Origin of the sequence: Methanooceanicella nereidis (genome assembly GCF_021023085.1) — an archaeon.
Classification (GTDB): domain Archaea; phylum Halobacteriota; class Methanocellia; order Methanocellales; family Methanocellaceae; genus Methanooceanicella; species Methanooceanicella nereidis.
In genome coordinates this window covers 395,224-420,886 of the sequence record NZ_PGCK01000001.1, presented here as the reverse complement: position 1 = coordinate 420,886, position 25,663 = coordinate 395,224, and the positions used below count along the sequence as shown (strand labels likewise).

General features: G+C 47.1%; 26 protein-coding genes. 12 read left to right on the top strand and 14 right to left on the bottom strand.

The genetic code is table 11. The annotated features are described in order from the left end of the window. Positions 1 to 253: 253 nt before the first annotated feature. The 5 genes from CUJ83_RS02235 to CUJ83_RS02215 all read right to left on the bottom strand — a co-directional run bounded on the left by CUJ83_RS02235 (position 254) and on the right by CUJ83_RS02215 (position 4,669). Positions 254 to 964: a glycosyltransferase family 2 protein gene (locus CUJ83_RS02235; protein WP_230740147.1), complete on the bottom strand. Its 711-nt coding sequence runs from the start codon at positions 962 to 964 to the stop codon at positions 254 to 256. Between the two features lie 67 nt (positions 965 to 1,031). Next, positions 1,032 to 2,378: an adenylosuccinate lyase gene (gene purB / locus CUJ83_RS02230; RefSeq protein WP_230740145.1), complete on the bottom strand. Its 1,347-nt coding sequence runs from the start codon at positions 2,376 to 2,378 to the stop codon at positions 1,032 to 1,034. A 107-nt stretch (positions 2,379 to 2,485) separates the two neighbouring features. Then, positions 2,486 to 3,190 (bottom strand): glycerophosphodiester phosphodiesterase, encoded by a 705-nt coding sequence (locus CUJ83_RS02225; RefSeq protein ID WP_230740142.1) that lies wholly within the window; start codon positions 3,188 to 3,190, stop codon positions 2,486 to 2,488. A gap of 82 nt (positions 3,191 to 3,272) precedes the next feature. Beyond that, positions 3,273 to 3,908, bottom strand: a complete 636-nt coding sequence (locus tag CUJ83_RS02220; protein ID WP_230740139.1) for a hypothetical protein — start codon at positions 3,906 to 3,908, stop codon at positions 3,273 to 3,275. A gap of 137 nt (positions 3,909 to 4,045) precedes the next feature. Beyond that, the gene (locus tag CUJ83_RS02215; RefSeq protein WP_230740136.1) at positions 4,046 to 4,669 is read right to left on the bottom strand and encodes a hypothetical protein; all 624 of its coding nucleotides are present in this window, start codon (positions 4,667 to 4,669) and stop codon (positions 4,046 to 4,048) included. A 156-nt stretch (positions 4,670 to 4,825) separates the two neighbouring features. On the opposite strand from CUJ83_RS02215, the gene CUJ83_RS02210 reads away from it, so the two are divergent. From CUJ83_RS02210 to CUJ83_RS02180, 7 genes are all read left to right on the top strand, one after another. Next, a complete protein-coding gene (locus CUJ83_RS02210) occupies positions 4,826 to 5,776 on the top strand; it encodes a tyrosine--tRNA ligase (protein ID WP_230740134.1) in 951 nt (316 codons plus the stop codon). A 38-nt stretch (positions 5,777 to 5,814) separates the two neighbouring features. Further along, complete coding sequence (eif1A, locus tag CUJ83_RS02205) at positions 5,815 to 6,141, top strand: translation initiation factor eIF-1A (RefSeq protein ID WP_230740188.1); 327 nt, start codon at positions 5,815 to 5,817, stop codon at positions 6,139 to 6,141. 175 nt (positions 6,142 to 6,316) lie between these two features. Beyond that, complete coding sequence (locus CUJ83_RS02200; protein WP_230740131.1) at positions 6,317 to 7,132, top strand: molybdopterin synthase; 816 nt, start codon at positions 6,317 to 6,319, stop codon at positions 7,130 to 7,132. A 29-nt stretch (positions 7,133 to 7,161) separates the two neighbouring features. Next, positions 7,162 to 8,496, top strand: a complete 1,335-nt coding sequence (gene glmM / locus CUJ83_RS02195; protein ID WP_230740129.1) for a phosphoglucosamine mutase — start codon at positions 7,162 to 7,164, stop codon at positions 8,494 to 8,496. Positions 8,497 to 9,077: 581 nt separating this feature from the next. Next, the gene (locus tag CUJ83_RS02190) at positions 9,078 to 9,932 is read left to right on the top strand and encodes a ribose-phosphate diphosphokinase (protein WP_230740126.1); all 855 of its coding nucleotides are present in this window, start codon (positions 9,078 to 9,080) and stop codon (positions 9,930 to 9,932) included. A 128-nt stretch (positions 9,933 to 10,060) separates the two neighbouring features. Then, positions 10,061 to 10,198 (top strand): hypothetical protein, encoded by a 138-nt coding sequence (locus tag CUJ83_RS02185; protein WP_230740124.1) that lies wholly within the window; start codon positions 10,061 to 10,063, stop codon positions 10,196 to 10,198. A 172-nt stretch (positions 10,199 to 10,370) separates the two neighbouring features. Further along, on the top strand, positions 10,371 to 12,440 hold the full coding sequence (locus tag CUJ83_RS02180) for a heavy metal translocating P-type ATPase (protein WP_230740122.1): 2,070 nt from the start codon (positions 10,371 to 10,373) through the stop codon (positions 12,438 to 12,440). Positions 12,441 to 12,444: 4 nt separating this feature from the next. On the opposite strand, the gene CUJ83_RS02175 is transcribed toward CUJ83_RS02180, so the two are convergent. Further along, the gene (locus CUJ83_RS02175; protein WP_230740120.1) at positions 12,445 to 12,999 is read right to left on the bottom strand and encodes a hypothetical protein; all 555 of its coding nucleotides are present in this window, start codon (positions 12,997 to 12,999) and stop codon (positions 12,445 to 12,447) included. A gap of 17 nt (positions 13,000 to 13,016) precedes the next feature. After that, positions 13,017 to 13,880, bottom strand: coding sequence for a hypothetical protein (locus CUJ83_RS02170; protein WP_230740116.1), 864 nt, complete (start codon positions 13,878 to 13,880; stop codon positions 13,017 to 13,019). A 440-nt stretch (positions 13,881 to 14,320) separates the two neighbouring features. Between CUJ83_RS02170 and CUJ83_RS02165 the strand changes: the two genes are divergently transcribed. Next, positions 14,321 to 15,187, top strand: coding sequence for a winged helix-turn-helix transcriptional regulator (locus tag CUJ83_RS02165; protein WP_230740114.1), 867 nt, complete (start codon positions 14,321 to 14,323; stop codon positions 15,185 to 15,187). Between the two features lie 24 nt (positions 15,188 to 15,211). Here the strand turns inward: CUJ83_RS02165 and CUJ83_RS02160 are convergent, their stop codons facing one another. From CUJ83_RS02160 to CUJ83_RS02150, 3 genes are all read right to left on the bottom strand, one after another. Continuing rightward, positions 15,212 to 15,820 carry a LysE family transporter gene (locus tag CUJ83_RS02160; RefSeq protein WP_230740112.1) on the bottom strand — a complete coding sequence of 203 codons (609 nt, stop codon included), beginning with the start codon at positions 15,818 to 15,820 and terminating at the stop codon, positions 15,212 to 15,214. An 83-nt stretch (positions 15,821 to 15,903) separates the two neighbouring features. Then, positions 15,904 to 16,041: a hypothetical protein gene (locus tag CUJ83_RS02155; RefSeq protein ID WP_230740109.1), complete on the bottom strand. Its 138-nt coding sequence runs from the start codon at positions 16,039 to 16,041 to the stop codon at positions 15,904 to 15,906. Between the two features lie 52 nt (positions 16,042 to 16,093). Then, the gene (locus tag CUJ83_RS02150) at positions 16,094 to 17,383 is read right to left on the bottom strand and encodes a UDP-glucose dehydrogenase family protein (protein WP_230740106.1); all 1,290 of its coding nucleotides are present in this window, start codon (positions 17,381 to 17,383) and stop codon (positions 16,094 to 16,096) included. A gap of 160 nt (positions 17,384 to 17,543) precedes the next feature. Between CUJ83_RS02150 and CUJ83_RS02145 the strand changes: the two genes are divergently transcribed. Further along, the gene (locus CUJ83_RS02145) at positions 17,544 to 17,918 is read left to right on the top strand and encodes a NifB/NifX family molybdenum-iron cluster-binding protein (protein WP_230740105.1); all 375 of its coding nucleotides are present in this window, start codon (positions 17,544 to 17,546) and stop codon (positions 17,916 to 17,918) included. A 96-nt stretch (positions 17,919 to 18,014) separates the two neighbouring features. Beyond that, positions 18,015 to 18,371, top strand: a complete 357-nt coding sequence (locus tag CUJ83_RS02140; RefSeq protein WP_230740103.1) for a NifB/NifX family molybdenum-iron cluster-binding protein — start codon at positions 18,015 to 18,017, stop codon at positions 18,369 to 18,371. Positions 18,372 to 18,495: 124 nt separating this feature from the next. Here the strand turns inward: CUJ83_RS02140 and frhB are convergent, their stop codons facing one another. Genes frhB through frhA form a run of 4 tightly spaced genes read right to left on the bottom strand, consistent with a single transcriptional unit; the run spans position 18,496 to position 21,912 of the window. Next, complete coding sequence (gene frhB, locus CUJ83_RS02135; RefSeq protein ID WP_230740100.1) at positions 18,496 to 19,350, bottom strand: coenzyme F420 hydrogenase subunit beta; 855 nt, start codon at positions 19,348 to 19,350, stop codon at positions 18,496 to 18,498. A 12-nt stretch (positions 19,351 to 19,362) separates the two neighbouring features. Then, positions 19,363 to 20,205 carry a coenzyme F420 hydrogenase subunit gamma gene (gene frhG, locus CUJ83_RS02130; protein ID WP_255668282.1) on the bottom strand — a complete coding sequence of 281 codons (843 nt, stop codon included), beginning with the start codon at positions 20,203 to 20,205 and terminating at the stop codon, positions 19,363 to 19,365. Further along, positions 20,156 to 20,665 (bottom strand): coenzyme F420-reducing hydrogenase, FrhD protein, encoded by a 510-nt coding sequence (gene frhD / locus CUJ83_RS02125; RefSeq protein ID WP_230740098.1) that lies wholly within the window; start codon positions 20,663 to 20,665, stop codon positions 20,156 to 20,158. Before frhD ends, frhG begins: the two co-directional genes overlap by 50 nt. Further along, positions 20,662 to 21,912, bottom strand: coding sequence for a coenzyme F420 hydrogenase subunit alpha (gene frhA / locus CUJ83_RS02120; RefSeq protein ID WP_230740096.1), 1,251 nt, complete (start codon positions 21,910 to 21,912; stop codon positions 20,662 to 20,664). The genes frhD and frhA overlap by 4 nt, the downstream gene beginning before the upstream one ends. Before the next feature lie 629 nt (positions 21,913 to 22,541). Here frhA and CUJ83_RS02115 point away from each other — a divergent pair. Both CUJ83_RS02115 and fdhF read left to right on the top strand, forming a co-directional pair. Then, complete coding sequence (locus tag CUJ83_RS02115) at positions 22,542 to 23,453, top strand: formate/nitrite transporter family protein (protein WP_230740093.1); 912 nt, start codon at positions 22,542 to 22,544, stop codon at positions 23,451 to 23,453. Between the two features lie 97 nt (positions 23,454 to 23,550). Then, positions 23,551 to 25,662 carry a formate dehydrogenase subunit alpha gene (gene fdhF, locus CUJ83_RS02110; RefSeq protein ID WP_230740090.1) on the top strand — a complete coding sequence of 704 codons (2,112 nt, stop codon included), beginning with the start codon at positions 23,551 to 23,553 and terminating at the stop codon, positions 25,660 to 25,662. The last annotated feature ends 1 nt before the right edge of the window (position 25,663 follow it).

Here is a 25,663-nt window from a genome sequence, read left to right as displayed (position 1 = left end):
GAACTTACTGAAAAACTCGAGCATCTTCAAATTTTATACATTCAAAAATATTTGGTGTTACTTGGTTACCCTGGTGTACTTTGTGGTTGGGCTTGTGTTACTTGGTTACCCTGGTGTACTTTGTGGTTGGGCTTGTGTTACTTGGTTACCCTGGTGTACTTTGTGGTTGGGCTTGTGTTACCTGGTTGCCTTTGTGGTGAAAGAGTAAATATGGTCTTACTATGAATTTACAGGATACGATATCAAGAAATGATCAGTTTTTGCTTCTGCCGTTATTCCCGAGGAACTTTCTTCTGAACATTACACTGAGGCTTTTATTCACATAGCAGAGGCCGAAGTATATCTGTTTCAGGCGGAGATAGTTAGTGAACTTGGTCTCGCCCAGCCTTTCCCGGAACGTGACCGGGTGGGAGTCCATTTTCAGGCCTTCTTTCCAGGAGTTGTATACCATATCGTACTCTATCTCAAAACCTTTCGCATTCAATAGCGGCAGGATAGTTTTTACGGCCTTTCTGCTGAATGCCCAGTAGCCTGTCTGTATGTCTGGCAGGTTCATTTTATATGAGAAGGCTGTGATCCCGGAAGTTGACCAGTTGATAAATAATGAGAACCATCCCAGTATCTCGTACTGTAACTTCCTGTCCCTGCTGCCGAGGACGATATCAGTTCCGTTGCTTTTCAGATTTTTCAGCATTCCGCAGAGTTCTTTGGGGTCATTTGTATAGTCGGCATCTATCATTGCGAAGTGACTATAATCTTTTGATAAAAAGTATTCCATTCCGGTTCTAACGCCGCAGCCTTTTCCTTTACCGTATTTCTGCGGGAGGAACGTATAGCCCAGTTTTTCGGCGACTTCTTTTGTCCTGTCAGTGGAGCCACCGTCGACGACGATAACGTCGAAAGCGCCGGGAATTTCCGGCGCAAGTGCCTGAATAGCTTCTTCTTCGTTAAGCGTCGGCAGCATCAATAAGTATTTATTAATATTAATCACCCGGGCAACACTGATAATATAAAGATGGGTGAAAAATATATTATAACTTGCGCTGCCTATACCCTTCCTTTTCAAGCACTTCTTCTACCTGCTCGACGGCCGTACCGATATAGCGCTCCGGGTCCGTGATCTCCTCGACTTCCTTTTCGGTAAGCTTTTCGGATATCTCCGGATCGTCCATCAACACGTCCTTGAGAAAACGGTTCTCTTCAAAAGCTTTCATGGAGGCCGACCTGACTATCTCATGGGCTTTCTGCCTGCCAAAGCCTCTCTTTGCCAGCTCTATCATTACGGCTTCGCTCATCTGCACGCCCTTGATCACGTTAAGGCTCCTTTTTATGTTCTCAGGATAGAACGTCAGGCCTGTTATGACATTTATCGCTTTTCTAAGGATATGGTCGAGTAAAATGGTTGCCTCGGGTATTATCACCCTTTCGCACGATGAATTGGTCAGGTCGCGCTCGTCCCATAACACGTTATTCTGAAGTGACGGCTCCACATATGACCTTACTACCCTTGCCAGCCCGCAGACCTGCTCGGCATTGATGGGGTTCCTCTTGTGAGGCATCGTCGAAGAGCCTACCTGCTTTTTGCCGAAGCCTTCTGCAAGCTCGCCGATCTCGCTGCGCTGCATCAGCCTGATCTCCAGGCAGATCTTATCTAACGTGCTCGCGACGCCTGCGAGAAACATCATGTACTCCGCATGCCTGTCCCTCTGGATGATCTGGCTGGATACGGTGACAGCCTTTATTCCCAGGTTTTTCATCGTCAATTCCTTGATCTTTATTCCTTCCTTGCCGAATGCCGCCTGGGTTCCTACCGCCCCGCTCATCTGGCCTACGACGACTCTCTCCCTCATCTGCCTCAGCCGCTCTTCGTGTCTCCCGACCTCAGATGCCCATATTGCGAACCTGAGCCCATAGGTCGTAGGGACTGCCAGCTGGCCGTGAGTGCGACCCGCAGTGACCAGCGTCCTGGTCTGGTCTGCCTTTTCAAGCAGTGCCTGCTTGAACCTGGCAAGCTTTTCCTCCAGGATATCGATCGAATCGCCTAGCTGAAGCGCCAGGCCTGTATCCAGGATGTCGTTGGACGTTGCGCCATAGTGGATCCATTTTCCAGCATCTCCGCAAACTTCGGCGTATGCGAGAACAACTGCCATCATGTCGTGGCTTATCTCGTCCTCAATCTGCCTGACTCTCTCCACGCTCACTTTTTCCATGTTCTCGGCGATTATCCTGGCATCCTCTTTCGGTATTAAACCCACTTCGGCCTCAGCCTTAGCCAGCGCTGCCTCTACCATCAGTAACTTTTTTAGTTTCGCTTCCTCGGTCCAGACCGCCTTCATTTCCGGCGTGCCGTACCTGAATTCTATCGGGTGTATCGCCATTCCGCATCAATCCGTGAAATTAATGAATGTATATCTTGCTTTAACTTGATTCTACATATGCAAAAGGTGTTAAAATAATATCGCTTTAAGCATAGATTAAAGGCCCGTCATTTTCCGACAACTATCTGCTTTGTCAGCAGGTCGGGATAATTGCTGCATATGTAGTCGGGTCTCATCGACGAATATTTTTCAACCTCTTCCATAGTATCGGCATTCCATATGCCCACCGTAAACCCGGAAGCATGTATCTTTCTTATAATATTGTTTGTCGCGGCGTCTTTTTTCATAAAGATGGAGCCGACACCTATCCCCCTAAGATCCGCCAGGTATGCAGGAAGGTCGTCGGGAAGCTCGTTCACGATCGCCGTGGTGTGTATCGTCCCGCAGGCCTCTTTCACTTCCACGAGCGAATTTAAGTTAAAAGACGACACCATGCACATGTCAACGATCATGTTCCTTTTAATGGCGTCGACGACCTTTTGCTCGATCCCCTCCTGCTTTATTTCAATATCCAGCTTTACCCTGCTTTTAGCCAGGTCGATGACTTCTTGTAAACAGGGAATGGTCTCGCCTTTGCCTGCGTCCAGCTTTTTCAGATCACTTAAGGTCATATCGCTTACATGGCCGCTACCGTTCGTCGTCCTGTCCACGGTATTATCATGTATCACGATCAGCTCGCCATCTTTTGACATGTGGAGATCGAACTCTATCCAGTCAACACCCATCTCTATCGCCTTTCTAAAGGAACGGATGGTGTTTTCAGGCTCGTATCCGGCCGCGCCTCTATGCCCTAATGTCTCCTGGTCGAACATAAGTAAAAATCAATGTTCACCGTTAAAATCCTTGACAAAAATTTACCGATAATATTCGGATGATAATAAAAGTAAATATGGGCTAAGACGTCCAGTCCAGCCCTGCCCATACATCAATGATGTTCGTGCTATTATCGAATACCCACTCCGCCTGTCTCTTTTCCATAGGCCCGACGTTAGTGAAGGTCCTGTTATACATGCTGGTGGTCTCGTTTTCCTCTACCGTGCATATTATCGTGACATTCCCGGCATCAGTCTTACCCACGTTATAGGCTGTTACGGATAATGTTTTCATAGTGGAGTTTTCCGATGTATTCATCGTGACCTTATATGTGTAGGATATCACGGCCGAATCTTCAAGGAAAACATTCACTTTATTATCTATGTCGGTGGTCCTGTTCTGTAATGAGTCGTAGAGTCCCGAAATGTTCTCGTAGTCAGACCTCAAGGAATCATATTTGACCGTCAGGTCGCTATGATTGATGTCAAGGGATGCGTATCTTTTCGCAAGCTCCCCGTATGTAGTGTTCAAATTATCATAATCGGCCTGTTTTTTCCGAAGGGTAGCATCCTGTTGTCCTGTCTTATCATAAAGGACGAAAACCCCTGCGCTCAGGATAAGCACTATCACAACGAACGTTATGACGATAGCATTATTGAGTATAATGTCAGATATCGAATTACTTTCCGACAGTTTCCTGGCTTTTTTTCCGTTCACTAAACCATCCCCTTAATTGTAAATATTGTAAGCGTATATACTATAAAATTATTGCCGGTTCCTTATACGCTGACTAAATAGATAGCTATTTCGAAAACCCCTGGAATATATGGGATATATATTAAAAAAATTGGGTATCACTGGAATTCTACCCAAACCTTTCTTATATCGGCGTTTTCCACATACTCCCAGCTATACTCTCTTTTATCCAGCGGGTCGACGTTCCAGAACTTTTTCTCGGCCACCCCGTCGTTATAACTGTCAAGGGCGTCACATTTCATAGTGACCTGCGTGGCCCTGTCCATGCCTACGTTATATGCGACGACATGCACGACCTTTCGGGCATCCTTCCCGGTCCCCTTATTATATATCTCATACCAGTATGCTACACGCATTCCATTCTCGAGGAATGAATCCACTTTACTCTTCGCACCCTGGCTTTCGCTTTCTATACTGGACTTTTCTTCGGCCAGCTTACAATAGTTATCATATAACGAATTGTACTCATTGCTCAGATTATTGTAATTATCATTAAGGGCGGCATTGCTCGCCGTAAGTTCGTTATATTTCCCGTTAATCTCGTTATACTCCAGCTGCTTGGCGATCACTTGCTGTCCCTGTGAATTCATGTTCAAGAACAGGGCTAATACACCGGCGACAAGGATCACAATGACGATCAAACATGCTATCATCGTGTTCCTGTTAGTAATCCTGTCCAGCGATCTGTTGATCCGTGACGATATCTCCTCAGGTCTCACCATAAATATTCCTCCGCTCATTACCCGTTTTAAAAATGTTCATAATATAGCTATATAGCTTATCTCATGATCGCTTAACTAACTTCAACGCAACGTTTTAAGACACCTAAACATAAATAATTTATATACAATATCGCATCTATAGGCAGTGGTGAGTTAATGGATAAGCTGGAACTGGTCACAAGGAACGTTGAAGAGATAGTGACCCTCGATGAATTGAAAGAGCTGATGAGTAAGAACCCGCACCCGAAGGTATATGTCGGCTATGAGCCCAGCGGGAATATTCACTTAGGCCACATGATAACTGTTAACAAGCTCATTGACTGCCAGAACGCAGGATTTCATGTCACCGTGCTGCTGGCAGACCTTCACGCATATCTGAACAGGAAAGGCACTATGGAAGAGATCGCTAAGATAGCCGAATACAATAAAAGGTGCTTCATAGCCCTGGGGCTTGATGAGGACAAGACCCGTTTTGTGCTCGGCACGTCATTCCAGCTATCCGGCGATTATATGACGAGCGTCCTCAAGCTAGCATGCGATACGACTCTGAACAGGGCGAAGCGCAGCATGGACGAGGTGTCCCGTGATGCCGAGGACCCGAGAGTATCCCAGATGGTATACCCGCTGATGCAGGCGATGGATATCGCAGCCCTTGGCGTGGATATCGCTATGGGCGGCATAGACCAGAGAAAGATTCATATGCTGGCGCGCGAAAACCTTCCGCAGATGGGCTTCAAGAGCCCCGTATGCCTGCATACACCCATCCTGTTAGGCCTTGACGGGACGAAGATGTCGTCGAGCAAGGGTAACAACATAAGCGTGGATGAGCCGGAAGAGTCCATAAACAAAAAGATACAGAAAGCTTTCTGCCCGATAGGCGAGATCGAGAATAACCCTGTACTTGACCTTTTCAGGTACCATATATTCATGAAATATGATTCGATAGTCATCGAAAGGCCCGAGAAGCACGGCGGTAACTTAGAGTATTCGAGCTTCGCGGCACTGAGAGATGATTTCGCCGCGCAGAAAGTCCATCCGCTTGACCTGAAGAAGGCTGCGGCGAAATACATGAACATGATAATCGAGCCCGTTAGAAAAAAAGTATAATGATAAATTCAGTAGATTATCAAATATGAGGTGATAAACTGGATAAGCCAAACGTAAATAGAAAACCCGGTGAAGGCGCACCCGGACAGGGCGAGTTCACCAGAGTAAGGACGCCGAATAAAAGAGAAGGCGAGATCCTGGGCACAGTGGTCAGCATGCTTGGCGCTAATCGAGTCGTGGTAAGGTGTGCAGACGGCGTTACCCGCATGTGCAGGATCCCGGGCAAGATCAAGAAAAGGATATGGATCCGTGAGAATGATGTAGTGATCGTCGTACCATGGGAGTTCCAGAATGAAAAGGGCGACGTCATATGGAGATATACCGGTCCGCAGGTTGACTGGTTAGAGAAGAAAGGATATTTGTGAAGATACGCTGGTTTGGAAGTTTATCACCGCAAAAACCTTTTTAAGCTGGTCGAACGATCGGCATTTTTTTAATTTATATTATTTTTGATGGTATGGATTTCTTATCTAATTATATTTTTACGATACACAAATTTTAAAACGTATACAGATGATTAAATAATGAGTCGATGCGTTCATGAAAGTTATTTCCATTGTCGGCTATAAAAAGACAGGCAAGACCACTCTGGTGGAGCGCCTGGTTTCAGAGCTGTCAAAATACGGTACAGTTGGCACTGTAAAACATACGAGAGAAGAAATATTTCCCATAATGGGGGATACGGAGAGGCATCTTGAGAGCGGAGCTCAGGTCGTCGTGGGCGTAACGCCTACTAGGAGCGCGAAGATCATGAAGATGAACGATCTAAAAAGCGCCCTGAAGCAGCTTTCTCAGGAGGGACTGGACTTCGCGGTCGTTGAAGGGTTCAAGGATAGCGATGTCCCGAAGATAGCTATAGGCGATGTCGAAGCGTCCAATATCGTCGCGAGAGTTGACATAAACGCGAGCGCCGGGGAGCTGGCAAAGATCGCCATGGCACAGCCCGATCACGTCTCGCTGGACTATCTTATAGCTAAGATCAAGAAAAGCCCGAAAGTAAAGGAAGCGGGAGCCATCGGTACGTTCACGGGGATCGTACGCGAGGTGGCAGGAGACGAGGTCACCGAAGCCCTTGAATTTGAAAGCTATGACGAGGTAATGAGGCAAAGGATCAAGGCAATAGAGGACGACCTGAAAAAGAAAGATGGAATACTGGACGTTCTGATACATCACAAGACCGGCAGGATCGAGGCCGGTGACGATATCGTGTACATAGTGATCCTGTCGGGTCACAGGCAGGAGCTTTTCCCCGCCCTAAGCGATGCGATCGAGCGGATCAAGGACGAAGTCCCTATCTGGAAAAAAGAGTTCACGGTATCCAGAGAGTTTTGGGTACATGACCATCACGATCATTGATCTATCTACAAACTAACAGAGGATTTCATATGGCATTATTTGGCACTAATGGCGTAAGGGGTATAGCAAACGTCGAAATGACGACGGATATGGCGATGAACCTTGCAAAGAGCATAGGCACGTTCAAGAACGGTGTCGTTGCGGTCGGCAGGGATACGAGGCAATCGGGGGAGATGCTTAAGAATGCTGTTATAGCCGGATTGCTCTCGACGGGCTGCAAGGTGGTCGACCTGGGTATAGCACCGACGCCGACTATACAATATTATGTTAAAAAATATAACGCGGATGCCGGCATAGTGGTAACGGCTTCGCATAACCCGCCCGAATATAACGGCATAAAAGGCATAGCAGGGGACGGTACCGAGCTATCCCGTGAAGATGAGGCCGTCGTAGAAAAAATATACTTTTCCGGTAACTTTAAAAAAGCGACATGGGACCAGACCGGAGACCTGAGGCACTACGACCCCAAACCCGATTATATCGAAGGCATAATCAGTAAAGTGGATGCCGGGATGATAAGGGAGAAAAATTTCAAGGTGGTCGTAGATACGGGGTGCGGCGCAGCCAGCGTTACGGCGCCATTCCTGCTGCGCAAGCTTAACTGTAAGGTCATCACACTTAACGCGCAGGTGGACGGCACATTTCCGGGAAGGAACCCTGAGCCGACCGGCAACGAGATCAACGACCTGAAGGCTGCTGTTGTCGCAGCCGGTGCCGACATCGGCATTGCGCATGACGGTGACGCCGACAGGGCAGTATTCGTGGACAACAAAGGCAATTTCATTAACGAGGATGTGCTCCTAGCGATGATGACAAAATATAAGCTTGAGAGGAAGCCGGGCACAATCGTTACGCCTGTAAGCTCGTCCTCGGTCATTGAGGACATAGCAAAACAGTATAACTCTAAAGTGATATGGACAAAGGTCGGCAGTATCCACGTCGCACGTAAAATGATGGAAACTGACGCGGTATTCGGAGGAGAAGGCAACGGCGGGCTAATATTCCCGGAGTTCCAGTACTGTCGTGACGGCGGCATGTCCGCTGCGACAATGCTCGAGATGCTTGCACATACCAACAAAAAGCTGTCAGAGATCGTAAGCGAAGTGCCTTCTTATGCGAGCGTCAAGGACAAGATAAAATGCAAAGACAAGGATGCCGTCATGAAAAAGATCACAGAAGAGGTCAAAGGCGAAACGGTCGATATGACCGATGGCGTCAAGGTCTTTAAGCCCGAGGGATGGGTGCTGATCAGGGAGTCAGGCACCGAGCCTATAGTCAGGGTATTCGCCGAGTCGAAGACCGGGGCCGGGGCTAAAAAACTCGCAGAGTACGGCGTCGGGCTTGTCAACAAGTTCAACAAATAAAGGCCTGCGACAAAAAGGCCTTATTTTTTTATCATACCTTTTCTTGCGTTAAAGAGTCCATATTTATGTTTCGTATTTATGTATGCGCGGATTCATCTCCGATTAAGTTTATCTCAAAGGCGACTAAGGGCACGGTTTTTTGTTAACCACGAAGCGCACGAAGGCGAGTAAGGTACACTATACTGTTAACCACGAAGCGCACGAAGGCGAGTAAGGTACACTATACTGTTAACCACGAAGCGCACGAAGGCGAATAAGGTACACTAATTTATTTTTAAGTATATGTTCATCTTCTAAAAGAAGTCTTTTGTGTTCCTTGTTCGCCTTCGTGCGCTTTGTGGTTGGAAGCCGTGTCCTTGTTCGCCTTCGTGTGCTTCGTGGTTAACAGTTTAGTGTACTTAGTGTTCCTTTGTGGCGGAAGGGTGGATGTAAGAACTATAAATTTACGGGACCTACTATTCTGACTAATATATGATATGGCTCACTAGGATAGATTTATATGGCATAAAGTACAGTTTACCGCAGAAAGGGTTAGCTATACAAAGTATGAAAGCTAATCACTAAAAAAGGTTGTATGGCTTATGAGTACCAGGATTGTGGCAGGGCCGTCGTCTCAGTTATTGGCCACGAGGGTCGCATCGCTTTTAGACTGTGAATTCGATCTCACCGACTATAAGGAGTTCCCTGACGGGGAGGTCTATTGCCGGGTGACCGGGGATGTCAAGGGTGAAGATATCGTCATAATCCAGAGTACGCCACATTCTTCTGACCTTATTTATCTTTTACAGCTCATCGATGCGTGCGACGAGGCAAAGAGCGTAACAGTCGTCGTGCCGTATTTCGGATATGCCAGGCAGGATAAGCGTTTCAAGGAAGGAGAGCCGATAAGCGCCAGGGCCATGGCGAAAACTATCGACGCGGACCGTGTTTTCACCGTCAATATCCACGACCGCTCCGTTTTAAAGCATTTCCCGTGCGAGGCCACAGACCTTAACGCCGCTCCTGAAATAGGTAATTATATTGACACAATGGGCCTGCTTGACCCTGTCATCCTTGCTCCTGACGATGGCGCATTGAACCTTGTAAGATCCGCGTCAGAGCCGAGAGGATTACATTATGACTACCTTGAAAAGACAAGGCTGTCGGGCGAAGAGGTAAAGATAGCCCCTAAGAACCTTGACATTAACGGCAGGGACGTAGTGCTCCTCGACGATATAATAAGCACCGGCGGAACAATAGCAGAGGCTATTAAGCTGCTAAAGACTAATGGAGTTCGCGACGTATATGTCGGATGCGTGCACCCGGTACTTGTCAGGAACGCCGTACTGAAGCTTTACAATGCCGGTGTGAAGTCGGTAATATCCACGGACACGCTGGAAAAGGCGACAAGCGTGATAAGCGTGGCACCGGTCATCGCAGAAGCATTGAAAAAATGACCCGCTCATTTTCCTTTTTTCCAATTTTTAAGAAGAGGGCGGATAATCCGTAATATTATCCGCATATTTCTGCAATTTTGCTTATTATTTCAATCCTGTTTATTTTTATGAGCATCTCACCATTCTTCATGACTCGAGAAAACATACCTGAGGGAATACCGGAGACAAAGCGTGAGCTTAAAGAAAAAAAGGAATCCCGCATAGGGATGAAATCCGCGGCAAAGGGCTCGAAAGAGCCGGGCGGGGAAGGCGGGCCTGTAGAATGACACAATGTTAGGTTTGTCTTGATGTCCGCCTGTTTAAAATCTCTAAGAATATAAAGCAAGGATTCATCCGGTACAATATTTAATTTAATAAAATAATTTATTTTATAATTATTATAATAATTTACTAATAACTGGAAAAACCAGTCTATAAATGCGAATCTGGAGGCTCTCAATGGATCTCGATCATGAAAAGCATGGAATGCATGAGCAGGAAGAAACTAAACAGGAAAAGGGCAAAATGGAGCATGAAAAACATGAGATGCATAAAGGCCATGAGATGAAGGGTGAAGGCCATGCAGCTCATAAAGGCCATGCCGCAATGCTCGAGGATTTCAAGAAGAGGTTCATAATATCCCTTATCCTGACGATCCCAATAATCGCCCTCTCTCCTACCATACAGCAGTTCTTCGGGTTTAGCTTTGACATTCCCGGCTCATTATATATAAGGTTCATACTTTCGACTATAATCTATTTTTATGGCGGCTATCCATTCCTTAAAGGCATTGTTGATGAACTAAAGAAAAAGCAGCCGGGCATGATGACGCTGATCGCCGTTGCGATCACGGTCGCATACGTCTATAGCTCTGCAGTTGTCTTCGGATTGGAAGGTAAGACGTTTTTCTGGGAACTTGCCACGCTTATAGACATCATGCTGCTGGGACACTGGATAGAGATGCGGTCGGTCATGGGCGCTTCAAGGGCTCTTGAAGAGCTTGTGAAGATCATGCCTTCGGAGGCCCATCTTCTAAAAAATGGCGAGACAGAGGATGTAGAGGTCGATCAGCTGAAAGCAGGGGATAAGGTCCTTGTAAAGCCTGGAGAAAAAATACCTGTAGATGGTACTGTTGTTGATGGCGCATCCAGCGTTAATGAGGCGATGCTGACCGGAGAATCAAAGCCGGTCGAAAAGAACGTCGATGACGAGGTCATCGGGGGCTCGATAAACGCAGAAGGTTCCCTGGTCGTAGAAGTGAAGAAGACCGGGAAGGACACATATCTAAACCAGGTAGTAGAGCTAGTAAGGAAAGCACAGGAGAGCAAATCGCGTTCCCAGGATATTGCCAATAAAGCAGCTTTTTGGCTGACGATCATCGCACTATCCGTAGGCACTATCACTCTCATCGCATGGCTATTATATGGCGAGACACTTGTTTTTGCGATCGAGCGGATGGCAACGGTCATGGTAATAACGTGTCCCCACGCACTGGGCCTTGCTGTGCCTCTCGTAGTTGCCGTCTCTACTTCGCTGGCGGCAAAGTCCGGCTTACTGATCCGGGATAGGACGGCATTCGAGAAAGCAAGGAACATCCAGGCCATCATATTTGATAAGACCGGTACGCTAACTAAAGGAGTTTTCGGGGTCGCGGACATAATCTCTCTGGGAGATCTCAACGAAAATGAAGTATTAAGATATTCTGCATCAATAGAGTCTAATTCCGAACATCCTATAGCGCAGGGCGTGGTCAAGACCTCTAAAGAAAAAGAGCTAGAACTGGCTAAAACATCAGAGTTCAAGGCTATAGCTGGCAAGGGGGTAGAGGCTAAGGTCGACGGGAAAATGATGAAAGTAGTAAGCCCGGGATATCTTAAAGAAAAAAACATCGAGGTCAGAGATGACCGGGCGGAAAAACTGCTGGGACAGGGAAAGACCGTCGTATACTTGCTTGAGGGGGATCGTCCCCTGGGTGTCCTTGCGCTGGCAGATATCGTAAGAGATGAGTCAAAAGATGCTATAAAAAAACTAAAAGATATGGGTATTAAATGCATCATGCTGACAGGCGATAACGAGTCTGTCGCAAAGGCAGTATCCGAAGAGATAGGTATTGATGAATACTTTGCCAATGTATTGCCCGATAAAAAAGCCGAGAAGGTTAAAGAAGTCCAGAAAAAATATTCTGTGGCGATGGTCGGTGACGGCATCAACGATGCCCCTGCTCTGGTACAGGCTGATGTGGGTATAGCCATAGGTGCCGGGACCGACGTGGCAGTGGAAAGTGCCGACATCATCCTGGTAAAAAACGATCCTCGCGATGTCGTTGATATTGTGAATCTTTCTAAAAAGACATACAGGAAGATGCTGGAAAACCTTTTATGGGCGACCGGCTACAACGCATTTGCCATACCGCTGGCTGCCGGCGTCCTTTATAGTATAGGCATTTTGTTGTCGCCTGCTGTCGGAGCTCTTTTAATGAGCCTGAGCACAGTTATAGTGGCGATAAACGCCAGGCTCCTGAAAATGTAGGCTTTCATTTTTTCAAGAAATATTTGGCATAGTACCAGCCGCCAATCCCTGCTATCAAGGCGAACCACAGTATCCTGAGTGGGGCTAATAACATGACATAGCTATATTCATGTCCGAAAATGTTCATCGGCGGCATGTGACTGATTCCAAAGACCCCGAATGTTAAAAGATATGTTATCAGGTCGAACGGGAACAGGCCTCCGAGGATAGAATAGGGATATCCGTATGTTGATCCGTATATCACAGGTTCCGACAGGGCCAGTATTATCGCGGCCAATGCGCTGATACCTCCTAATATGGCCCCTGCATATGTCGCTATCGAAAGCGCGTCTTTCCTGTCCTTTATCCATCCCGATGAGAGCCGGACGGCTAACGCTCCCACACATCCTGCACCGATGATCACCGCGGTCAATATTAGTGCTTCAACGGATGCTGTATTTACCTGGCTAATCTTACCTGCCCTGTCAATAGACAATGATAATGACCATATTTGCAGTACCGCAAGCAATAATCCGGCATTTTCCGCGATCCTCATAGCTTCCCTGTATTTTCCGCTCACGATGGCCACCTGCTATTTCAATTCCATTCTCCATCCAAGATCCTTACATTTGCATCCGCAGCGATCATCCCGGTCATGTTTTTCGTCACTATCCTGTCGACACTGATCTCATATTCGTTGCCTGTATGGGAGTAATATCTCCCGCCGTTATTTTTAAAATGTAGAATTATAGTGATATTTCCTGACGCATTCTCATACGGGACTAATTCATCGCAAATGTAGACTGCGGTAACATAATCTGTCGATATGATGTCTTTACCCGGAAGATACTTTTCAGTAGATATGGCGGTCTCCGTCCCGTTCAGGTATGGGAAAAGAATGATGTCCTTTCTCACGCTCACTCTATCGATCCTGGCATCGCCGGTCTCTTCTAATATGGCGTGAATGTCCGATAGGTCTTTATCGTTCGTATAAAATGCGAGCATTTTCCCTGTACTGGTGTCTTTAATGCTGACAGTCCAGTTACCGGTTTCGATCCTTTTAAGATCTTCCTCATTTACGGCGGGTATCCCGTCTTTCATAGGCAGCGGTATCAATATTTCTGCACCGTCAGCCGAGGTATAATTATCCAATCCTGAGATCTTTATTTCATAATATATGCGAGCGCTTCCAGTGCTATCGATGCTCAGGATCATAATGCCCCAGAATGATATTAAGAATATTATTGAAGCTATCGTACCTGCGATAATGGCCGTCCTGAATTTTACCATGGAAAACTTCCTGACAAGATAAAATGCAGCGATGGCGATCATTAAGACAATATCGGCAAGCAATAAAGTCATCGTACCCTGCAGATATATGGCAAATGCCAGTAATATGGACAGGGCAAGGCCGGCGCCGAGTATATTTTCCAGAGATGATAGTTTATTTTCCATGGCCATCTTTTTCACCTTCTGATGTCAACATATTTTTAAACTAACCTGAAAAACATCACCCTTAATAATTGTGTAAGGTTATACGGATATTTTGTTTATTTCTTTGTCATACCGTTAATAATATCTATCATTTTAACTTTCTACATCACTTATTATTATTCGTGTTATGGCTTATATATGTCAGTAAAATGAAAATATCTATTTTTTAAAATTATGTACAAAACTTTTATATTGTTATATGTATATAGCTAATATTCAAATATTTGAAACAAAAGTGAAAAGGTATGTATGCTACAAAAATGCTTCCCGGAAGAAATGCAGGTGTGGTATCACTATTCAGTTTTATCATATCGCTTATCGTAATCATTACACTTTTCATTAATGTTTTTATTATCTCCGCGAGTGCTCAAAACAATAACAGCAGTTTTGTGTATCCGGACGGATCGATGTCGGGCACTCTGGATTATGTAATGGATCATATTTTACGGGACAGGTCGAAGGATTCCGTTTTCGTGACTGAAGAGGACATTAAAAATAATCCTGCGTTCCAGAATGCCAGCGAAATGAACATGTCTCAGATAGATGAGCTTTTAGCGAGCGAATATGGCAGCCAGAGCAGCAGCGGCTATATCGTCATGCCGGCACAGCTATATGATGATCTTGTCGACTATCCGAACCTGAGCGACGAAGAAAGGTCCCGCATAGATACCGGCGGGGCTGATGGCACAATATCCTATGTAGAGCTTCCTCTCTGGATCAAGATCGTGTTCGTTATTGACAGCCTGAAGTATTACATCGCAATGTTTGGCATACCTGTCGGTTTTTATGCTATCAAGAACCTTCTGGATAACCGGAACAGAGACATCATATATAAATTCATTTTAGAGAATCCCGGGTCCACTATGGCCGATATCTCTGATAAGACGAAGATAAATCTCGGCACGGTCAGGTATCATTTACAAAAGCTAGAATCCGAGAGAAAAATCGCTGTCAGCAAAATAGGGAAGTTCACCCGGTTCTATAAAAATTCGTCTACGTATACTGAAAGTGAAAAAATAATATTGTCCTGTATCCGGAATGAGAAAGATGTGAGGATCATCAAGGCGATAATCGACTATCCCGGCATGAGCAATAAGGAGCTTTCCGATAAACTAGGCCTGAATAAAAGCATCGTGTTCATGCATATGAGAAAGCTCCTGAATAACGATATTATCCGAATGGAGCAGGAAGGCCGTAATAAAAAATATTACGTTAATCCGGAGATCAAAGGGTTTTTACAGGAAAACATGAGAGCTGAAAAGGCTATTGGCTAACTATCCTATGGCAGGTATTTCACCTCAGAAAATAGTAAGCGCTATGCCTGCGGCGTTATATAACAGCAGTATCCCGAAGAATAGTATGCATATGCCGCTCGCCAGTATCACATACGGGTAAATGCCGTTGATCTTCTTACTGGCGTAATGCATCAACAGCGAAAGTGCCGTCACCCAGACGAGAATGCCAATGAAAAACCCTATCACGCCGAACTCATTAAAATATGATATAAGAGCTGCCCCTGCTGTGATCCACCACAATACTTGCGTGGGGTTTGTGAGGCCCATCGTAAGCCCTACAATATACGGATACCTCATGACTCCATTTTCTTTTTCTTTTAAGGGCTCTTTATAGCTTTTAAGCGTCATGATGGCCATATAACCCAGAATAAGGCCGCCTGCAGCTGACACTATCATCCTGACAGCGTCACCGGTGAATAAAATAGCTACGCCTATTAGCGTTATAACAAGGAATATCCCGTCAGCGGTCATCGCGCCCAGGCCCAATTTTATGCCGTTAACGTATGACCTTTTAACTGACTCCGCTGCTATGACGGCATTCATCGGTCCCGGCGGCACCGCCAGGGAAAGCCCTATAATTAATCCTGCAATAAGGCTGTAGATTTCCGACATCTTACATCAAGATATTTTGAAAAGTTAAAAAGGTTACGCTCCATGCTATGAGCTAACACGGAGCTTACTTTATTATGATATATTTATTTCTTGGTTTTCCTGCTCAGGCATTTTTTGCATACGTCTTCATACATGCATTCGTCGCAAACGATATTTCCGCACAGAGTGCACGTATGCAGCCGTCCGGCAGGCTTTCCGCAGATGTTACATAATCCGGCCACATGCATGATAAAAGGTCTACCCGTAAAAATAAAAAGATTGCCCGTGTGGATTTTACCAGCACAGGCCTTCGTAGATAATGCCCTTATCTTCGGGGTTCACAACTTTACGGCCGTCGATGACTATGCGGCCTTTCATTCTTGAGAAATCGCCGTTGAGCTTTTCGAACTCTGACCATTCGGTCGCGATTATGCAAGCGTCGACGCCTTCCAGCGCGTCTCCTGCTGTCCTGTGGTATTTTACGTTGGGGAACACTCTTTTCATGTGTTCGGCGGCCATCGGGTCGTATGCCGATACATCGACGCCCTCTGCAAGTAGGGTCCCTATCACCGGTATCGCCCTGGACTCACGTATATCATCGGTATCGTTCTTGAATGCAAGTCCCAGCACTGCTATCTTTTTACCATTGAGCTCGGGGATATGCTTCTTTAAAAGCTGTATCAGGCGCGACGGCTGGTCGTCGTTGACCTTTAGCACGGTCTTGAGCAATATTGGCTCATAGTCGACTTCAGAAGCTTTTCCTATCAGCGCCTTAACGTCCTTCGGGAAGCAGCTTCCGCCGAACCCCAGGCCAGACCTGAGGAAATGCGGCGATATCCTGGCATCAAGTCCCACGGCCTCCATGACCTTATACGTGTCTATTCCGAGTCTCTTGCAAATGTTGCCGACCTCGTTCGAGAAAGATATCTTTGTTGCGAGGAACGAGTTGGATACATACTTGATCATCTCCGCGGTCCTGGTGTCCGTCGTGATGATCGGGCAGTTGTATGCGGAGTAAAGGCTCCTTATTATGCTTTCGGCTTTTTTATCGTCCGCGCCTATGACTATGCGGTCGGGGTTCTGGAAATCATATACTGCTTTTCCTTCCCTTAAAAATTCGGGGTTCATGCCCACGCCGAATTCTTTTCCCGCCTTCTTCCCGGAATATTCTTCCAGGACCGGGGTAGCCACTTTCGAAGTGGTCTCCGGCACTACCGTGCTTTTTACGACGACCACGTGATAAGAATCCTTGTTCTTTATCCTCTCCCCGATACTCTTGCTGGCCTCTCGTATAAAACGAAGGTCTATCTTACCGTTCTCATCCGACGGGGTTGGGACACAAATAAATGATATATCCGAGTTCTCTATCGCATCATCATAATCGAGCGTTGCCCTGAGATTCTTTCCCGCGTGCTCCTTTAAAAGCTCTTCAAGCCCTTCCTCATATATCGGGGGGATGCCTTTATTTATCATTTCCACTCTTTTCGGGTCGACGTCCACGCATATGACCTCGTTTCCGAGGTGAGCGAAGCATGTGCCAGTAACGGTGCCGACATAGCCTGTTCCTATTATGCTGATCCTCATGAAAACCACGAACTTTTTTATTATATGAATTATATGTTTAATAGGTTCTATCTATCTCTAATATAGGTATCTATTCATAATTTATCCTTTTTTAGATATGCTTTTCGTCTCGCGTATGCTAAAGTTTTTAATACATATGTCCCTATAGATTGACGATACGATGAAAATAGGCATACCATCAGATTCCGGAGAAGGATTAAATTCGAACGTTTGCAGGGGTATTTCCGGCTGTAAATATTTTACCATCGTCGAAATAGATAGTAATGGCATATCCGGCGTAGAACCTCTGGCCATCACGCTGCCCGAAAGCGTCAACGGCATGACCGGCGCAGTGACCTTTATGCTATCCGGAAAAGGCGTGGAAGCAGTCCTCGTGGACGACATCAAGGAGATAGAGCGCCTTTCTTTCATAGGGAACGGTATACGCGTATTCTTTGGGGCAAACGGGAGCATATCAGATGCCGTAAAACAATATTCTGCCGGCAAGCTGTGCGAAAATTCCGAGATTGGTAAATGTGACTGTAGTAACAGATAATTCCGGCATCCTTTTATAATCCCTTTTTTAAATAATATCTAACAGGCATCGCTATCATTTGCCTTTATTTCAGCATGATTTGTTCAGGTGTGACCAATGATCAAAATGGCAGTCCCGGTATTATCGCCAAACGGCTTGCAGTCGGAGATCACGGACCATTTCGGTATGGCGGAGGATTTTGTCATACTGGAGACGGAAGGTGTGGAAATAAAGTCCTTCGAGATATTACATAACGACCCTAACGTAAAAGGCGGAAAGACGCCTGCAAAATTCCTGGCCGACATCGGCGTTAAAATAATCCTCAGCGGATATGTGGGGCCCCATATGCTTGTCATATTGCTGAATGAAGGTGTCAGGGTTTTCAAAGGGGCCGTAGGTACTGCAGAAGACGCCTTCGAGGATTATAAGGCAGGCATGCTTACGGAAGTCTTCAAGATAGAGGACATGGATTAATTTTTATTCATGATCTATTTTAGCCCGCGATAAAAATCGACGGCCACAGCCATCGTAAATAAACATACGATAAAATAAAAAGGTTTAAGCAAGCCCTGTGGGGCCTGCTTCGTATTTTCCACGTTCAGTATATAATGCCCGGGGTGACGAATAATCCGAGGGATTTCATTTCCTCGACGTGCTTCTTGGCCTTGTCCTTCTTGGCGGCCTCGAGCTTCTCGAGTAACGGTAATCCCGGCTGGACATCTGCCATCGCCTTGGACTCGAATACGCCTGCAGCGATCGCCTTCTTCAGTAACTCGGTTCCCCTTGTTGTCCTTCCGAAGGTGGTGGACCATCCGTCCGGGGTTCCGATGGAACCGGTGGCTATGTCCGCGAACTCCGCTGTCAGGTCAGTGCAGACGTGGTCGCCCGGCTGTTCGTACTTGTGGGTTTCCTTGATGGGTATAGCGACGTCCTTGTCTGCCTTGATCGAGAACTTGCCCTTGCCGATCTCCATCTTCTTGACGGACTCGATGGGCACCTTGCAGTGGTCCTCGATGATGGTCTTAAGGCCCTGGTAGGTGAAGTTCTCGGTACAGAAGATACCGATGGTCATGGCGATCTTGTCCGGGACATGCCTTGCGCCGAACGGGTATAGCCTCATCTTCTGTATTGCGTAGATCTGGCACGGGGTGCCTACTACTGCAAGCTTGTCGCAGCCCATCTCACGGACAGCGTCCTTAACTGCCGCAACGTTCGGGCTGATAGTGTACTTTGTACCTGCCGCCGCTATGATCTCTTCCTTGGTGGTCGCTACCACAGGCTTCGGCAGCCACGGGGTTTCGCTGTTACCTGCTACGATTGCCCCGTCGATGATGCCCTGGTCAAGCGCATAGCAGAGAAGTGCGGTGACTACTCCGCCATCCTGTGCTACGCCGGTGACTGCGTTGTCCTTCGCCTTTAACGCGTAGACTTCCTTGTATTTTCCAAATGCCATTTCTTTTCCTCCTTACACCATCAGTTTCTTCTCTATCTGGGATACAGGCAGGAAGCTTCTCGGGCATGCCGCACTGCAAGCACCGCACTTTACACACCTGGTGTTGTTGAGGCTTGGCCTGCCGAACTGCATCTCAAGGGCCCTGGTCGGGCAGGATGATGCGCAGGTTCCGCAGCCTATGCAGAGACCGTTCTCGACGATCTTCGTGAACAGGTCACAACCGCAGGCGTATCCGCCCTTGTCTGCAAGGAACGGCTGTAAGTATTCCATGTCACCGGTAACTGCTGCGATGGCCACATTATAGATGATCTCCGGTGTCGGCGGGCATCCGGGTATGTATGCGTCTACCTTGATGACCCTGTTGATAGGCACGAATGACTCATGCTGCGGCTGGTTTGCCTGGCCGCCTCTGCAGAAGTTGGTGACACAACCTGTGGCCGCACAGCCACCGTATGCTATGACGAGGCCTGCTTTCTCTCTTGTTTCCTTTATCAGGTGCACGCTGTGCTCGTCCTGGAGACATACTGCTCCTTCTACGAGCGCAATGTCAATCTTACCCTCTGGTAGTTCTCTCTGGTCCATCAATGTCAGGTTGTATACCTGGTCCACTGCGCCCAGGACATCGAGCAGCTTTTCGTAGTTGTCCGATAATGAGATAAGACAACCGGTGCAGCCGCTTAAATGAACGTATGCTAACTTTGGCTTTGACACTTTAACTTCCTCCGATTTCTTCGGTGCAACTTCTTGTTTAACGGGTTCGGGAGCTTTGGTCACGGGAGCCGCGGTAGGAGCCGCTGTCACTTCTTTAGATGGTGCTCCAGACGTTTTCCCTAGTATCTTGTCTAATAGTCCCATGTTCTATCCCTATTTCTTCAAATACCATCTCTATAGCTTTAGGAATGGCTTTTTCCACTTCTTCGGTGAGACCGATCTCGATGTCAGGGTCGGAAACCTTCGCCGGCTGGCAGCCTATGACGACTATCTCAACTTTATCCTTAAGGTCGTGTAACGGCTCGCTCAGGGTCCAGTTGTGTGCGTCGATGAATTTACCCTTTGGTAACTCATCCACTGAGAATTTCCTCAGGGTTCCCGGTTTGGCTCCCCAGTGTATGCAGTCAAGGATTATCAGTTTCTTACAAGTCTCGTCAAGCAGGGTAAAGATCAGGTGCGGGGCACCCGTACCTGCATCTATTACCCTTATTCCTGGCGGTAGCTCGTAATTATTGAGATCCTGTGCAACTCGAGGTCCAAAGCCGTCATCCTGGAACAGGATATTCCCGCAGCCAACTACTAAGATCTCCTCTTCAAACATCATATGTTGGCCTCGGTTACGACCTTACCCTCTTCGTCAATGACGATCATGTGGGTAGAGCACGATACGCACGGGTCGTAAGCCCTGACAACATATTCAGCCCACTTGTAGTGCTGCCCTTCGCAAGCATTGCCGACGGTCGGAATGTTCCAGGTCGTTGCTACGAGACAGTTGTAGTAGGCGATCTTGCCATCTTTTACCTTCGCGCAGTGGACGTTAACGCCTCTCGGGGCCTCGTTCGCTGCAACTCCTAACTTGACACCGTCGCCGCCGGACTCTGGTGGCTTGGTGAGCGTAGCGCCGTTAGTGTTCAGCTGGGTGATAAGCTCCACTGCCCTGTCATATGCGTAGGGTATCTCTAATGCCCTTGCTATGTTGATGGCCATTGCACCCTTGGGGTCAAAGTCTCCACATTCTTTCTTGCCAAAGCCCTTGAACTTGGTAAGCCTTGCTTTCGGTCCGCCCTCTACGGTCTTGCCGCCTACGAGTGGTACCGTTCCGCATGCATCCATTCCTACCTCTTCGACAGGGTAGTAGGACTTCGGGGTTATCTCAGAGAACCTGTAGAAGTACTCTGATTCGAATACGTCGGAGTTACCATAGTTAAGGTCAGTTGCCATGAGCTCTCTGTCGTGGACACCGAGTGTCTTCGGTGCGTCAGACTTCTGGAAAGCGTTTATCATGAATGCGACCTGCTCTTTCATTAATGGCTCGTATTCTTTTAATGCCTCGATGATCTTTCTCTTGGCAACCTCGGAGAGGTTCTTCTGCATACCGCCTATCCTTATGTTGGGGGCGTGTATTGCTTCGCCGCCAGTATAATCTATGATCATCTGTGCGATCTTTCTCATCTTCTGGATCCTTACGGTCGCTGCAAGGGCCTCGTCCGGGTTCTTCACATAGTCCGGAAGAACGAGCAGCTGGTGTAACGGGTGGCTGTGAAGCCTGCTGCCGATGTTACATAACTGCCTTAAGACGACACCATCCTTTGGCGGGATGATACCCAGGGCTCTCTCAATGGATTCCGCAGATGCAGACGCATGGGTTATGGGGCAGATACCGCAGAACCTGGATGATGCGACCGGAGCGAACTCCATTGGTCTTCCCGTAATAAATTTCTCGAATCCTCTTACCGGGGTTGTGCTCAGGTAGTTACCCTGTGTCACTATCCCGTTGTCATCAACTTGTAGGACGAGCTTTGAGTGTCCTTCGTGTCGAGTTGTCGGTGATACTACTACTGTTTGACTCAAATATACCGCCTCTAAACGTTATTCTCTTCCACCACAATATATAATGTTTTCTCTTGTTCAATAAAAATATTCAACACTCGTAAAAATTCGAATTAACAAATTCTGTGTTATATTTGTCATTACTTATATATTTTTGGCATTATTACCCTTATCTAAGCAATCAAAGGATTTATTTGGATGCGCACTTTTAGCCCTTGTTTGAAAATTTTGTAAAATGGTATGTTATTAATTATGATTACCTTACTATTTTTATATTAACTAAATATAATTAACAATTGCATTTTTTCTAAACATTTTTTAGCAAGCTATTTATACGTAATTATAGACTTAACTATTGATTAAAACGGAACTAAATATAAACTGATACTAAATATATCCAAAAAATAGTGATCCTTCGATTAAAAAACGATGCCATATAAAAATTGGCAGCATATGAGTTCCGGACTAAACATATATTCGTCTTTTTAATATAAAAATCAAGAATGTTAACGCATCGTAACATTAATATACCTTTTATGATATAACATATAATCTTTTTTTAAGGTAGGTCTTTAGTAGCCATCCTTAAAGGGTTTTATGGCAGCCCTGGAATGGCGAACCAGGCCCCTAAAAATAAAGGAGGATATATTATGGCATTTAAAGTTCCCGCTGAAATAACAAAAGCAGCTTCAGGAGCGGGTGGCGTTAAGTGTAAGCTACCTATAGACAAGCTATTACTTTTGGGATTCCTCGCAGGTGCATATATTGCATTTGGAGCATTATTAAGTGAGATAGTCGCAGGCGGACTGGCAGGCGGTTCACTGGCTTTCTCTGATGGCACTACAGCAGCGATCAAGTTACCGAGCGGTCTTATCAAGTTCGCCGCCGGCGCAGTGTTCCCTGTAGGTCTCATGTGTGTCGTCATCGGTGGTTCCGAACTCTTTACAGGAAACTGTATGTTCGCACCTTTGAGCGTGTTGAATAAAGAAGCAAGTTGGGGTGGCCTGGCAATTAACTGGACCATTGTTTACATTGGTAACTTCATAGGTTCCATATTCCTTGCATACTTCCTTGCGTACAAGTGCGGATTATTCAACTCGATCCCCTGGGCAAGCTGGGCGGCAACTGTGGCAAACGGAAAATGCGGACTGGACTTTACTACGGCGTTCTTCAGGGGAATAGGCTGTAACTGGCTTGTTTGCCTTGCAGTATGGCTCGCATTAAGTGCAGACGATGTTATAGGTAAGATCTTCTCTTGCTGGTTCCCGATAATGGCTTTCGTCACGATCGGATTTGAACACTGTATCGCAAATATGTTCTTTATACCGCTGGGAATATTCGTCTCCACGGACGCAACGATCGCAGCAAGCCTTACAAATGCTGGAGTTGCATTCGGCAACATAAGCTGGTATAACTTCTTCGTAACAAACCTCATACCCGTCACGCTCGGCAACATTGTCGGCGGTGCATTATTCGTCGGTATGATTTACTGGTACCTCTACCTCAGGCAGCCCGCGGCAGCGAAAGCAGGAGCAGAGGCTAAGGCACAGCCCTCAAAGTAAACCAGTAAGAACAGCTATTTGAACCTGTAAAGTTAAGGGGATATTAATCCCCTTCATTTATATTAAAAACAACAAATCTTATTGAAGGTGTGAATATATGAAAATCGATGTTGTACCTACGATCTGTCCATACTGTGGTTGCGGTTGTGGAATGAACCTTGTCGCAAAAGACGGAAAGGTCGTCGGAGTTGAACCATGGAAGAGACACCCGGTAAACGAAGGTAAGCTCTGTCCCAAGGGTAACTTCGCCCACGAATTCCTTCACAGGGACGACAGATTAACTACCCCGCTCATCAGGAAAGACGGTAAATTAGTGCCGGCTACCTGGGATGAAGCGATCTCTCTTATCGCATCAAAGTTTAAGGAAATCAAAGCCACCTATGGCCCGGATGCAATGGCATGCTTCGCATCTGCAAGAGTGACCAACGAAGAGAATTATATAATGCAGAAATTCGCCCGTGTCGCTCTCGAGACCGCTAACATAGACCACTGCGCAAGGCTTTGCCACGGTACCACAGTCGCAGGACTTGCAAAATCCCTCGGCAGCGGTGCAATGACTAACTCGATCAAAGATATCGAAGAAGCAAAGTGCGTTTTCATCATTGGTTCTAACACTTTCGAGGACCACCCGCTTATAGCCCGCAGGGTTGCAAGGGCAAAGAAGGCGGGCGCTACTCTCATAGTTGCCGATCCGAGATACAACATGACCGCAAAGCAGGCCGATCTCTATGTACAGTTCAGGAGCGGTACTGATGTTGCGCTTATAAACGCAATGATGTATGTCATACTCTCGGAAGGCTTAGAGGACAAGGAATTCATAAAGAACAGGACAAAGGGCTTCGACGCTCTCAAGGAAGAGGTCATGAAGTGCCCGCCCGAATGGGCAGAGCCGATCACCGGCGTGCCTGCCGACACCATCCGCGAGATGGCCAGGATATACGCCAAGAGCGGTGCATCATCCTTAATATACTCGATGGGTGTCACACAGCACTCGACCGGTACCGACAACGTCCTGTCAATGTCAAACCTCGCCATGCTCACCGGAAACATCGGAAAGCGCGGTGCAGGTGTAAACCCGCTTAGAGGCCAGAACAACGTGCAGGGCGCATGCGACATGGGTGCGCTTCCGAACGTGGTCTCCGGTTACCAGGCAGTCATAAACCCCGAGCTCAGAGCAAAGGTCTGCGGCGTATGGGGCGTAAAGGACATCCCGGGTAAAGTGGGACTTACCATCGTCGAGGTCATGAACGCCATCGACGAGGGCAAGATGAAATCATTATTCATAATGGGCGAGAACCCGATGGTCTCCGACCCGGACGTTAACCACGTCGAGCACGCTCTTAAGGCGATCGACTTCCTCGTAGTACAGGATATATTCCTGACCGAGACTGCAGAACTGGCCACCGTAGTGCTCCCGGCAGCCGCTTACGCGGAGAAGGACGGAACCTTCACCAACACCGAGAGGCGTGTACAGTTACTGAGGCCCGCTATCGCTCCGCCAGGAGAGGCAAAGCAGGACTGGGAGATCATCTGTAACATTGCAAAGGCAATGGGTGTAGCAGGATTTGACTTCAAGTCCCAGGAAGAGATCTTTGAAGAGGTACGCAAGACCACTCCGCAGTATGCTGGTATGACCTACGAGAGGCTCAGCAAGCCCGAAGCACTGCACTGGCCATGCCCCGACACGTCTCACCCCGGAACACCGATATTACACACAGCGAAGTTCAGCCACCCGGACGGTCTTGGAATATTCTTCGGAGTACCATTCAAGTACCAGGCAGAGAGGCCGGACGCGGAATATCCGTTCATACTTACGACCGGACGTTTACTCTTCCACTACCACACAGGCAGTATGACCAGGCGTTCTGCAACGCTTGACGATGAGGTCAAGACCGGTTTCGTCGAGATAAACACCGAGGACGCAAAGGCGCTCGGAGTTAAGAACGGCGACAAGGTTAAGGTCCTATCCAGGCGTGGCGAGATCGAGATAGCTGCAAAGGTCACCCCGGACATCATGAAGGGTATAATCTTCATACCGTTCCACTTCGCAGAGTGCAGCGCCAACAAGCTGACGATCGCTGCGCTTGATCCGTTCGCAAAGATGCCCGAACTCAAGGTATGCTCCGCAAAGGTCGAAGTTATACCTGTGGAGAAGAAAGCACCGACAGGAGAGCCTGTAAAGGTCGCACCGAAGGCAGGAGGCCACTAAA

Coding starts and splice junctions, on each gene's coding strand:
- CUJ83_RS02235 (WP_230740147.1), bottom strand. CDS start 964: ATGCTGCCGACGCTTAACGAAGAAGAAGCTATTCAGGCACTTGCGCCG.
- purB (WP_230740145.1), bottom strand. CDS start 2,378: ATGGCGATACACCCGATAGAATTCAGGTACGGCACGCCGGAAATGAAG.
- CUJ83_RS02225 (WP_230740142.1), bottom strand. CDS start 3,190: ATGTTCGACCAGGAGACATTAGGGCATAGAGGCGCGGCCGGATACGAG.
- CUJ83_RS02215 (WP_230740136.1), bottom strand. CDS start 4,669: ATGGTGAGACCTGAGGAGATATCGTCACGGATCAACAGATCGCTGGAC.
- CUJ83_RS02210 (WP_230740134.1), top strand. CDS start 4,826: ATGGATAAGCTGGAACTGGTCACAAGGAACGTTGAAGAGATAGTGACC.
- CUJ83_RS02200 (WP_230740131.1), top strand. CDS start 6,317: ATGAAAGTTATTTCCATTGTCGGCTATAAAAAGACAGGCAAGACCACT.
- glmM (WP_230740129.1), top strand. CDS start 7,162: ATGGCATTATTTGGCACTAATGGCGTAAGGGGTATAGCAAACGTCGAA.
- CUJ83_RS02190 (WP_230740126.1), top strand. CDS start 9,078: ATGAGTACCAGGATTGTGGCAGGGCCGTCGTCTCAGTTATTGGCCACG.
- CUJ83_RS02185 (WP_230740124.1), top strand. CDS start 10,061: ATGACTCGAGAAAACATACCTGAGGGAATACCGGAGACAAAGCGTGAG.
- CUJ83_RS02180 (WP_230740122.1), top strand. CDS start 10,371: ATGGATCTCGATCATGAAAAGCATGGAATGCATGAGCAGGAAGAAACT.
- CUJ83_RS02170 (WP_230740116.1), bottom strand. CDS start 13,880: ATGGCCATGGAAAATAAACTATCATCTCTGGAAAATATACTCGGCGCC.
- CUJ83_RS02165 (WP_230740114.1), top strand. CDS start 14,321: ATGTCGGGCACTCTGGATTATGTAATGGATCATATTTTACGGGACAGG.
- CUJ83_RS02160 (WP_230740112.1), bottom strand. CDS start 15,820: ATGTCGGAAATCTACAGCCTTATTGCAGGATTAATTATAGGGCTTTCC.
- CUJ83_RS02150 (WP_230740106.1), bottom strand. CDS start 17,383: ATGAGGATCAGCATAATAGGAACAGGCTATGTCGGCACCGTTACTGGC.
- CUJ83_RS02145 (WP_230740105.1), top strand. CDS start 17,544: ATGAAAATAGGCATACCATCAGATTCCGGAGAAGGATTAAATTCGAAC.
- CUJ83_RS02140 (WP_230740103.1), top strand. CDS start 18,015: ATGATCAAAATGGCAGTCCCGGTATTATCGCCAAACGGCTTGCAGTCG.
- frhB (WP_230740100.1), bottom strand. CDS start 19,350: ATGGCATTTGGAAAATACAAGGAAGTCTACGCGTTAAAGGCGAAGGAC.
- frhG (WP_255668282.1), bottom strand. CDS start 20,205: ATGGGACTATTAGACAAGATACTAGGGAAAACGTCTGGAGCACCATCT.
- frhD (WP_230740098.1), bottom strand. CDS start 20,665: ATGATGTTTGAAGAGGAGATCTTAGTAGTTGGCTGCGGGAATATCCTG.
- CUJ83_RS02115 (WP_230740093.1), top strand. CDS start 22,542: ATGGCATTTAAAGTTCCCGCTGAAATAACAAAAGCAGCTTCAGGAGCG.
- fdhF (WP_230740090.1), top strand. CDS start 23,551: ATGAAAATCGATGTTGTACCTACGATCTGTCCATACTGTGGTTGCGGT.